The organism is Acinetobacter sp. I-MWF, assembly GCF_025433935.1.
GTDB classification, from domain to species: Bacteria; Pseudomonadota; Gammaproteobacteria; order Pseudomonadales; family Moraxellaceae; genus Acinetobacter; species Acinetobacter guillouiae.
Genome location: NZ_JAMBAR010000001.1, coordinates 3,714,833 through 3,725,072, shown reverse-complemented (window position 1 = coordinate 3,725,072; position 10,240 = coordinate 3,714,833). Strand labels below are relative to the sequence as shown.

General features: G+C 39.4%; 7 protein-coding genes and 4 tRNA genes. 7 read left to right on the top strand and 4 right to left on the bottom strand.

Annotation, left to right across the window (positions count from 1 at the left end; translation table 11 throughout):
* The first annotated feature begins 56 nt into the window (after positions 1-56).
* From M2R48_RS17060 to M2R48_RS17040, 5 genes are all read left to right on the top strand, one after another.
* Positions 57-133: transfer RNA gene (locus M2R48_RS17060), tRNA-Asp, on the top strand.
* A gap of 107 nt (positions 134-240) precedes the next feature.
* Positions 241-316 (top strand) — tRNA-Val (locus M2R48_RS17055).
* Positions 317-436: 120 nt separating this feature from the next.
* Positions 437-513: transfer RNA gene (locus M2R48_RS17050), tRNA-Asp, on the top strand.
* A 184-nt stretch (positions 514-697) separates the two neighbouring features.
* Positions 698-773 (top strand) — tRNA-Val (locus tag M2R48_RS17045).
* Positions 774-848: 75 nt separating this feature from the next.
* Positions 849-1,316: a DUF2750 domain-containing protein gene (locus tag M2R48_RS17040; RefSeq protein ID WP_034613763.1), complete on the top strand. Its 468-nt coding sequence runs from the start codon at positions 849-851 to the stop codon at positions 1,314-1,316.
* A gap of 33 nt (positions 1,317-1,349) precedes the next feature.
* Here M2R48_RS17040 and M2R48_RS17035 read toward each other — a convergent pair whose 3' ends face one another.
* The 4 genes from M2R48_RS17035 to yccS form a co-directional block, all read right to left on the bottom strand.
* Complete coding sequence (locus tag M2R48_RS17035) at positions 1,350-2,135, bottom strand: YdcF family protein (RefSeq protein WP_262086850.1); 786 nt, start codon at positions 2,133-2,135, stop codon at positions 1,350-1,352.
* A gap of 131 nt (positions 2,136-2,266) precedes the next feature.
* Positions 2,267-4,915 (bottom strand): sulfite reductase flavoprotein subunit alpha, encoded by a 2,649-nt coding sequence (locus M2R48_RS17030; protein WP_262086849.1) that lies wholly within the window; start codon positions 4,913-4,915, stop codon positions 2,267-2,269.
* Positions 4,916-5,074: 159 nt separating this feature from the next.
* Positions 5,075-5,635, bottom strand: a complete 561-nt coding sequence (locus M2R48_RS17025; protein ID WP_004817689.1) for a YcxB family protein — start codon at positions 5,633-5,635, stop codon at positions 5,075-5,077.
* A gap of 99 nt (positions 5,636-5,734) precedes the next feature.
* Positions 5,735-7,909, bottom strand: coding sequence for a YccS family putative transporter (gene yccS, locus M2R48_RS17020; RefSeq protein ID WP_262086848.1), 2,175 nt, complete (start codon positions 7,907-7,909; stop codon positions 5,735-5,737).
* 146 nt (positions 7,910-8,055) lie between these two features.
* On the opposite strand from yccS, the gene M2R48_RS17015 reads away from it, so the two are divergent.
* Entirely contained in the window at positions 8,056-9,267 is a 1,212-nt protein-coding gene (locus tag M2R48_RS17015; RefSeq protein ID WP_262086847.1) for a multidrug effflux MFS transporter, read from the top strand.
* A gap of 476 nt (positions 9,268-9,743) precedes the next feature.
* Positions 9,744-10,193 carry an ABZJ_00895 family protein gene (locus M2R48_RS17010; RefSeq protein ID WP_105714347.1) on the top strand — a complete coding sequence of 150 codons (450 nt, stop codon included), beginning with the start codon at positions 9,744-9,746 and terminating at the stop codon, positions 10,191-10,193.
* The last annotated feature ends 47 nt before the right edge of the window (positions 10,194-10,240 follow it).

Genomic DNA, 10,240 nt, shown 5'->3' with positions numbered 1-10,240 from the left:
TGCCTTACAAGCAGAATGTCGGCGGTTCGATCCCGTCAGCGCCCACCATATACAACGCAGCGGTAGTTCAGTTGGTTAGAATATCGGCCTGTCACGCCGAGGGTCGCGGGTTCGAGTCCCGTCCGCTGCGCCATTTATCTTATTTCCTGAGATCAAGATATTTGGATGTATAAGAATTTGAAAGGGAATATTGTTTTCTTTTATGTTCTGATAAAGTAATATTGTGATGATCCTCACTCAGGGCGCTTAGCTCAGTTGGTAGAGCGTCTGCCTTACAAGCAGAATGTCGGCGGTTCGATCCCGTCAGCGCCCACCATATACAACGCAGCGGTAGTTCAGTTGGTTAGAATATCGGCCTGTCACGCCGAGGGTCGCGGGTTTGCCTTACAAGCAGAATGTCGGCGGTTCGATCCCGTCAGCGCCCACCATATACAACGCAGCGGTAGTTCAGTTGGTTAGAATATCGGCCTGTCACGCCGAGGGTCGCGGGTTCGAGTCCCGTCCGCTGCGCCATTTATCTTTTTTCCTGAGATTAAGATATTTGGAATAGTAAGAAATTGAAGTTTTAGATTTTTAAAGATCGAACATTATAGACTTCATATCGCTTACTCCCTATCTTTAGGATAGAACTTAAGATTAAATCATCGATTTTCTTATAGGTTCAAACAGAGTAAACAACTTTGTTTATCCACACTCAGGGCGCTTAGCTCAGTTGGTAGAGCGTCTGCCTTACAAGCAGAATGTCGGCGGTTCGATCCCGTCAGCGCCCACCACATTTTCCAATCTAGTTATTTGTTTAGAACTTCTGTATAATATATAAGCATAAGTATTTTAAAAATAAATTTTCTATGCGAAATCCATATCAACGTAAAGCTGCGTCTTCAACTCAAAAAAACTCAGTTCAAACCCTAGACCAATATAAACATTTTGTCGAAATGATTGTTTCACAAACCAAGGTTTTTGTTCTTTATGATGATGGCTGGGCTTTGTGCGCATCACCGACAGGGCAACAGTCTTTAGCTGTTTGGCAAAGTAAAAATTTGGCACAACTTCTGATTAAAGATAACTGGAGCCGTTATGCAGTTCAAGAAGTTGAACTCATTGTTTTTATTGAACAGATGATTCCTTTTATCAAACAAAATAATACCGCAATTTCTATAAATTTAACCCCTGAAGGGCGGAATATTTTAGTTTCGACAAATAAATTTTTACTCGATATCAAAAATTATTTATATCAGATGTATACGACCCAACCTGAGTTATTTCAAAACAATAAACGCTTACCATTACCACGTAAAATTCGCTTACATCAGTAACGCTGTACAAACAATGATATGGCGTTCTGCGTCTTAATATTCACCGAGCACCCAACCGCTGATATAGGCAAAATACTCTCTTAACCATGCGTTATAGCGTGTCGTGAGTGGAGTTTCAGCACCTACGGTAATGAAGTTATGATAGCCTTGCTTTCTGGCGATTGCTGCGGCACGTAAGGTGTGAAAATCACTGGTCACAATCGCAATTTTAGAGTCTAAAGTTAAACCATGCGCTTTTAAAATCGCTTGGGTATTTTTTAGATTTAAGTCAGTACTGGTACTTTTATTTTCTTGTAGAATTCTACTGGCTTGGATTTGCATATGCTCTTGTAAATATTGCGACATAATTTCTGCTTCAGGTTTTTCTTCACCAAAATCTAAACCACCACTGACAACGATCAAAGCTTGAGATTGTTGTTTTGCAATTTCACCAGCTTGATCTAAACGTTTTGCGAGGGTTGGTGAGGCTTTTCCTTGGGTAATGCCACTGCCTAACACAATAATTGCTTGTAGATTATTTTCTGCTGTATTTTGTTGGGATTTTAAGTGGATATAACCAAAGAAGCCGATTAAGCTGACAGACCAAAGCGTAAATAGAACCCATCCTAAGCGCCAGATTTTCTTTAACTTTAAGTGTTGGGCTAAATACTGCTGAATGTGTTGGCTCCATATTGCTGTAGTAATAAAGACTAAGCCAATCAGCAAAGGGAGTATTGTTCCTAAGTGGATTTTTTTATATAAAATTAAAATAAATCCATCGAGGAATAAGACAAATCCCAGCAAAAAAAAGACAATGCGGAAGAGTTTATTGTTATACATGGGTGAAAATAAATCATTAAAAATTAGTCTAATTCTAAACGAAATCTGTGCATTTATTATATATGAATCAAAAAAAACCGAGCAGTTGAGCTCGGTTTTGGGTTTTGGTAGGTAAATTTATTCAATAGCCCCTAATAAACATCACGACGATAACGACCATCTAAACGTAATTGTTCAACGGTGTCTTCTCCAAGGATATCAATTAAAGCGAGATCAACATCAGTTGCCATACCATTGATACTGCCACATACATAGATTACCGCATCATTGGCCACCCATTTTTTCAGTTCTTCGGCATGATCACGCAGTTTATGATGTACATAAATTTTTTCAGCTTGATCACGAGAGAATGCTAAATCAATACGTTTTAGCATCGCTGTATTTTGCCAAGCTTGAATTGTATCTTTAAAGAAATAATCGTTTGCTTGTTGGCGTTCACCAAAAATCAACCAGTTTTCAGTATAGTCCATACGAACACGGGCATGAATCAAACTCATTATTCCCGCAATCCCGGTACCATTTCCGATACAGATAATCGGGCGGTTATCGGTAATTAAATGGAAAGATTCATTATTACGAATTCTTAACGCAATTTTATCACGCAATTGCACATGTTCTGTCAGCCAACCAGAACCGAGACCAAGCTCACCTTGAGGATTTTGTTGCTGACGAACCACCAAACGCAACACTTGCTGACTTGGAATACTGGCAATCGAATACTCACGAGTTGGTAGCGTAGGGAGTTGCTCGAGTAAGTGTTCCATATTGGCAAAAGGTTCAATAGCAACAGTTAAATCGCGATTCCAAAGCGCTTCTTGAATGCTTTGTTCGAGTGAATCCACTTTTGTCTCTGCATGAACTTGATATTTATCCAAGAACAATTGAATACGTTCTGGACTATTTCCCGTTTGAATTTCAGCAATATCGCCTGCTTGCCAAGTTGTATCGTAACTGGCTTGTAATTCAAGATTAAATGCGGGTGCGCCTAAGCTGTTTGGATTGAGTAATTCTCGTTTTGTTAGACGCCATTGATCAAAAACTTTATCAATAGACATTGTTTGTAGATCGAGTTTTGTGGTTTTTGCTAAAGCGTCATTCCAATGTTGGATATCTGCATTATTGCCATTGTTGACTTCAAGCGTAGCAAACAATTGTTGCGCACCAGAATGTTTTAACCATGCATCTATGCGATGCCCAAAGCTACAATAGGTCTCAGGATAGTCTTGTGAACCCAATGCTAAAACCGCATATTTTAAATGCGAAAGATCCAATGATGTAGCCATGAGCTTTTTCTCAAAGTGCGAGGCTAAGTCAGGTGCTTCACCTGTACCATAGGTACTTGCAATCAAGAGAATCTGTTTGGCTTGCTTGAGATCATCTTCAGAGAGTTGTTGTACAGCTTTTACTGTTGTTGGCTGATGGGCTTCTTGCAGACTGGTTGAGGTGCGCCATGCCAATTGCTCAGACATTCCTGTTTGAGAGGCATAAGCAATTAACCAAGGTGTTGCATTTGGATCAATTTGAATTGCTGAACCCGCTTGTTTTGCAGCAAGGGTGAGTCGCTTTTGCTTACGACGTTTTAAATACAGCATCCATCCAGTAACAAAAAATAATGGCATTGCCAATGCCGCAAGCATTGCGATGAATTGAAAAACTGGGCCAAAGAAGCTACCACGGTGCACAGGGAGCATACTTCCCATGATTTTTTCATTGAGTGGTTTGCTTTCGTATAAGTCTAATTTTTCAATTTGTGCAGTTTGATAGTTATAGGTTGCTTTATTTCGTGCACGCTCATGTTGTGGAATAGCATCAACAAAGGTGAGTTCAACTTTACCATCTGGCTTTTTAGGGATCGAAACAGTCAGTGTCGAATAGTCACGTTTAATTTGAGCATTAAACCCATTCCATGTTTGAGTAAGTACATGTTGAATTTGTTCTGGTTTTAAACCTTCTTTATTCTCATGCTTATTTTCACGGTCTGGTTGTTGATGACCAGTCGTTGGATTTTGCTTTTCGCCACGTTGTTGTGGTTGTTGTTGCGGATTGCCAGAAGTCCCTTGACGTCCTTGACCTTCTCCACCGCGTGCCGCTTGCATTTCAGGCTGAGGTCGTTCAACCCCCATTACTTTAAACATACCATTGCGCCACCAGTCATACGACCAATACAGCCCAGTACATGCTAAAAGTAAATAAAAGATCACCACCCATGTGCCGACTACAGCATGTAGATCCCAAAGGAAATTACGACCTTTGAGTTTAGGCTTAATGGCAAACCATTGTTTAAAAGAATGCTTTTTCGGCCAGCGTAAATAGAGGCCACTGAGTACAAAGAAAATTAACATCAAAGTACTGGCGCCAGTAATTTGTTTACCGACTTCACCGACAGTTAAGTTCCGATGCAGTTGCTGTATAAATTGAAAAAAATCTTTGCCTTTCACTTCTGGAAGAACTTCGGCCGTGTAAGGGTTTACCATCATGGTATAACCTCTACGTGCGCCTTCTTTGACAATATTAATGTTTGAAGCCTCTTCAGCGGCTTTCGCGACAGTAATACTGTTGATTTTCATTTCAGAGTTTTGGGTTTGGAAATGTTGATAAATTTCAGCAGGCGTGAGTTTTGCCTGATTTTCAACTTTTACCGTGTAGCTGTCTGGGTTTAACCATCTTTGAATCGGTTGTTCATAAGAATAGATTGCACCAGTTACTCCCATAATTGAGAGAATTAAACCAGCTGTAATCCCTAGAAACCAGTGAATTTGAAAAAAAATCTTTTTAAACATGGCAATGCAAAGGGCAGAATATTTTTGATAGCAAATTATAGCTGAATAAATCGGAGAGATAATGAATTTTGCAGATAATATTTATTCTCATTATCATTTTTATTAAAATAGCGAAGTACAAAAAAACCTCCAAAAATGGAGGCCTTTTAAAATTTTAAATTAAAGTGTCTTGGGTTCACCAACAACTTCTTTTAAATGTTTACGCAGTGTTTCAAAGGGAAAATTCTTGCTATCCATACGTTTAGGTAGAATATATGCGCCTTGTTGGCCTTTCACTTTAAAGTTTACCAGTAAGAATTCAGGGGTGTTGTACCATTCATAAATGTCTTTCCAAGCCACGGTTCCAACACCTTCTTGTACACCCATTTGTTGACGCATCACAATACCACTTGGCTGTACACCTAATTTTACACCTTTGATTTCCTGAACTGGAAATTCATTCATCTTGCGTTTTACATACCATTCAAGACCGAATTTACGAACTAAAAGATAGATGGCAACCGCAGCAAGAACCACCCAAAAAATAATGGTTGAATAGTTTTTAATTAAAGCGATGCCAAGTAATGAGAGTATGACTGCTACACCCATGATTGCCCAAGCTTTAATCCCAATTTTATTGGTACTACGCCAAATTGCAAGTTGAGCGCCGCGTTGTTCGGCTTCCGAAACTTCGTACGGAACAGGTTGTAAGGTATAAGCGTAAATATTCTTGGCAGTCATAGTGTCAGTAATGTATGTAAATCTAGTCAGAGTTTAGCACTAAATCTCAAGATTTAGTGCACCTATTGTACAAAATAACGATGCAATTTTGATGCAGATTTATAAAGAAGCCAATTCAGTAGATTGATCATCTCGTTCATGGCTTAAATTCTGTTTCAAGCTACTCAGTTGCTTTAAAATACTGAACATTAATGACAATTGTTGAAGAATAATGAGTGATTTAGAGTCTTCTGACTCGGCTTGACTTAAACGGGCACGAATGGCTTTCAACATATTATGTGCGGTTAAATCAGGCATTTCATCCCGTAATAAAGCCCCAGAGATATCATCTAAAGCTTGATCCAATAGATTAAGCACCTGTTGGTCTTTCACTTGCTCACGATGTGCACCGAGTGCTGCGATATAGCTAAGAAAGGTATGATTTAAACATAAGAACTCAAAAGCTAAGCTTTTTTGACTTGGGTCAAAATCTGGTTCAGTGGCAAGGGTTGAAATCAGTGAGGCAACATCTGCATCCCGATTATGTGCAGCACGACGAACAATTCGATAGTCTAAACTATTATTGCGTCCCTGATGATATTGAGCGACTACATTGGCCAAATAATTGCATTGAGCTTCCAGTGAACGTTGAATGGTGCGGGGTAAACGACGGAACTTCCAGTCAGGGAAAATAAAGCTGACACCGAACCAGGCGAGCGCACAGCCAATCACTGTATCAATCATACGAGGTAGCGCAGCCTCATAGCCAAGCCCATCCAAGTTAAAATTGATCAGCGCCATGATGGTAATAAAGGCAGTGGCTTGGGCATATTGTTTGCTGCGTAAATCAAAAAACAATACACCACTAAGTACGAGTAGTAAGAGTTGTCCTTCAATAGAGGGCACAAAATACAAAATTGCATAACCTAAAATAATGCCGCCTAAGGTTCCAATAATCCGTAATCTCAAACGTCGTTTGGTCGCATTAAAGTTTGGTTGGCTGACAAACAGTGCGGTTAATAGAATCCAGTAACCGTATTCAATATTGGTGAGTTGCACAAAAACATAGCCAATAAACAAAACAATCGAAACGCGAATTGCATGTCTAAAAAGTACAGACTCAGGGGTTAAATTTTGTTTGATTCGAATGACAATATCATCCCAACCTTTGAGGTCATCATCTTTAAGTTGGTTTTCGAAATTTTTACTTTGATCGTATTTTATATGCCGTTCAGTTTCGAGATTTTGTAATTGGGCATCAATCGACTTTAAGTTTTGATAAAGCGCAAACAGTGAATTGACCCAAATTAAGTCATAATTTTCTTCTTTTTTGAGTTTATCTAGCGAGTATCTGAGGTTTTTAAAAGCATGCTCAAAACGGACATTATGCTGGTAAGTGGTGCGGTGTAAGATGCTATCACTCAAATCCTTACAGGCTTTACCTTGCAGCGCTAAAATACGTTGGAAACGAAATAACACATCGCTATGTTCAAACATTTTGGCCAGCTTTTGATAATCAATATGTGCTGAATCGGCCCGTTCATGAATATCTTGTGCAACAAAGTAATATTGTAAACTACGACGCGTATCACGTTGTCCTCGGTCACCTTTTAAACGCGTCAACAAGGCGGTACGCATATCATTAAAAATGCTGATGAGCTGTCCATTTTCCATAGACAAACTAATCATACTGTCTTGATAGCTGGTTGGTGTCATATCGACATCAAACAAATTGGATTTGGAAAATAGAAAATTACCTAATGATGAAAAACATTGAGACAATTTGTCTTGAACCTGCCGTACTGGGAACAGTAAAAAACTGATGGTTGAAATAAGCCCATACCAAATTGCACCAATCACCAATAGACTTGGCTGGATATACCATTGATCAAATAAATGCACCCCAAGCATGGAATATACAGAAACCACCAGACAGCCATAAGAAATGGTGGCATAGCGACGTCCCAAAGAACCCAATAAAATCCAACCGATACAAGAAACAATCAAACCTAACGCAAACAGAATAGGGTAAGGAAAGAGCAGGCTCACTGAGGCAGCGGTGATAAAGAATCCGATATAGGTATAGATCAAATTCATGATACGTACAGAGAAGCGATCGTCTATATCACTGAGACCTGCTGCAACCACCCCTAAGGTCAGTGGAATGGTCATTAACTGCTGTCCCAACAGATAAGGTACAAATGCAGTCCCTGTAAAGGCAATGATCATTCTCAAGTTATACATGAAACTTGTGTTGTAGGTTGCTTTTCTGAGTTTTAACAGCCAAGTGTTCAAAGGAAATCCTTGTTAAATCAATAGGGTGTTATTTACTTGGGCAATGCGATTTGGCTTATATGGCTTTTCACTTATCTTTGTGACAAATCATACAATGGACAGTGTAAACTTGTCTGCAACATTCCTTATCAAATTATAAACCATCTATGTCTGAAAAAAACGTGGGTCAGCAGTATTCAACGGGCTGGATTATGCTTTTGGCTTTATTTACCTCTTTGGGCCCATTATCCATTGATATGTATTTGCCAGCATTACCACAAATGGCGCAAGATTTTAATGTGACGACCCAGCAGATCGCCAATACCTTGCCGGCGTATTTTTTTGGTCTTGCTGTTGGTCAATTGATTTATGGTCCAATCAGTGACCGTATCGGGCGTAAGAAACCGCTTTATTTTGGTATGACCTTGTTTGCTTTTGCTAGCTTGTTGTGTGTTTTAGCACCTGATCATTGGTCGTTGATTGCCGCACGTGTTTTACAAGCCTTAGGGGGCTGTGTGGGGGTGGTGATGGCACGGGCTGCAATTCGAGACCGTTTAGATGTGCAAGGTTCGGCGCAAGCTTTTTCCAGTATGATGATTGTGATGGGGATTGCCCCAATTCTTGCTCCAACCTTGGGTGCTGCCATTCTACAATTCTTTAGTTGGCAAGGCGTCTTTATCGCCTTGTTTGTGATTGGTCTGTTCTGCTTATTTTGTGTGCACTTCTTATTTAAGGAAACACTCGCGCCAGAACGCAGGCTGCGTCTCAACTTTAAACAAGTGTTTATTTTATATGCTGCTATTTTTAAAGATCGAAGCTTTCGCTTTCCAATGTTGGCAGGTTGTTTTACTGGTGCAGCACTATTTTGTTATATCAGTTCCGCGGCAGCAGTGTTGATGGATGGTTATCATTTAACCCAGCAACAATTTGCTATTGCCTTTGGTTTTAATGCTTTTGGTATCATTTTACTGTCTTCTATCAATAAGCGTTTAGCCAACAAACTCTCGGTGATCCTGCGCTTGAAAATTGGTGGTTTGATTCAGGTTACAGGCGCATTAATTATTGTCAGCGCAGGTTTCATGTCTGATGCACCATTGGCGATTGTCATGTTGGGTTTATTTTTCTCTGTTTCAGGGATTGGTTTTACTGGACCGAATGCGATGGCACTGGCGATGTCTGAACAAGGCTCAAGAGCAGGAACTGCAAGTGCAATTATGGGCAGTATGCAATTTGCGTGTGGCTTATTGGGTGGTGTGGTATTAAATTTTCTTGTATGGAATCATTTATTCAATATGGGAATTTTGATGTTGGCTTTTACTGTGGCTGGGTTTATGGCAATTTTAAAAGTGGCTCAACAGTTCAAGATGAAACAAATTTAAGCTTATACCAATACTGAACATGAGATCGTCTTGTTGATTTACAAGACGAAAGTGAATTTTGATTAATTGAATCAAAGACGATCTGTATTTTTTATTCAAGTATGAGGAAATTGACAGGTTCTAAGAGATTGTATTGTTAGAATAAGAACGCGATATACATACACGCGGTCAAAGCAGAAACGAAAAACACAAATACCAGAAAAACAAAAGCCGACGATTCGAGTGATGAGTAAATCGTCGGCCAAAATACTTCGTTATAAAGATTCAGGCTGCTAAGTTGAATCTTAAGAAGCATAAGTTTTTAGTTTCTCTGAGAGAAGGTCTCCAAATCTCTTTGCGGATGCCGTGCAATCAATTTGGTTGCTGCAGACCTTATACTTATATAACGACAGCAGTTTCAAATTGGTTGACAAGAAAATGAAAAAAAGTTGAAAAAAAATTATAATATTGTTCTTTATGCAATCTAGGCTGTTGTCATGGTGTCTTTAAACAAATATTTTTTGTGGTTTTTGCTGCTTTGTTTAGTCTTGACCATGGTTGCAGGTGTATTGGCTGCATTATTGCCCAATGAAATTGCTGGCGTGTTAACCGCAATACCATATTTGATTGCGATGATTATCGTCTTATATCGTTTTCTCAAACAACAACGCCGTGCGCCTACAGACCAAGAGCGTAAAAAACTGACCCTTGGTTATACTGCAATATTTTGGGGCTATAATTTACTTGGGGTATTTGCGGGTGTTTGGTTTTTTTCTCAGAATGATCCAGAAGTGTGGAAAACTTTTGTGATGTATCTGCAAAATACTCAATTTCTGCTCACAGCATTGATCATGTTGCTGATGTTGGCAATCCCTTTATATTTAATTACCTATTGGTTTTATGGAAAGCAAGCGCAGCGTATGGCAGCTAAAATGTTTGGTCAATGATCTATTTAAATTGTTGACTTTACTTTGAGAAATCAAAGTCATTGATG

Bases quoted from the DNA above. Each gene is read 5' to 3' on its own strand.
- M2R48_RS17040 (WP_034613763.1), top strand. From the start codon at position 849: ATGCGAAATCCATATCAACGTAAAGCTGCGTCTTCAACTCAAAAAAAC.
- M2R48_RS17035 (WP_262086850.1), bottom strand. From the start codon at position 2,135: ATGTATAACAATAAACTCTTCCGCATTGTCTTTTTTTTGCTGGGATTT.
- M2R48_RS17030 (WP_262086849.1), bottom strand. From the start codon at position 4,915: ATGTTTAAAAAGATTTTTTTTCAAATTCACTGGTTTCTAGGGATTACA.
- M2R48_RS17025 (WP_004817689.1), bottom strand. From the start codon at position 5,635: ATGACTGCCAAGAATATTTACGCTTATACCTTACAACCTGTTCCGTAC.
- M2R48_RS17015 (WP_262086847.1), top strand. From the start codon at position 8,056: ATGTCTGAAAAAAACGTGGGTCAGCAGTATTCAACGGGCTGGATTATG.
- M2R48_RS17010 (WP_105714347.1), top strand. From the start codon at position 9,744: ATGGTGTCTTTAAACAAATATTTTTTGTGGTTTTTGCTGCTTTGTTTA.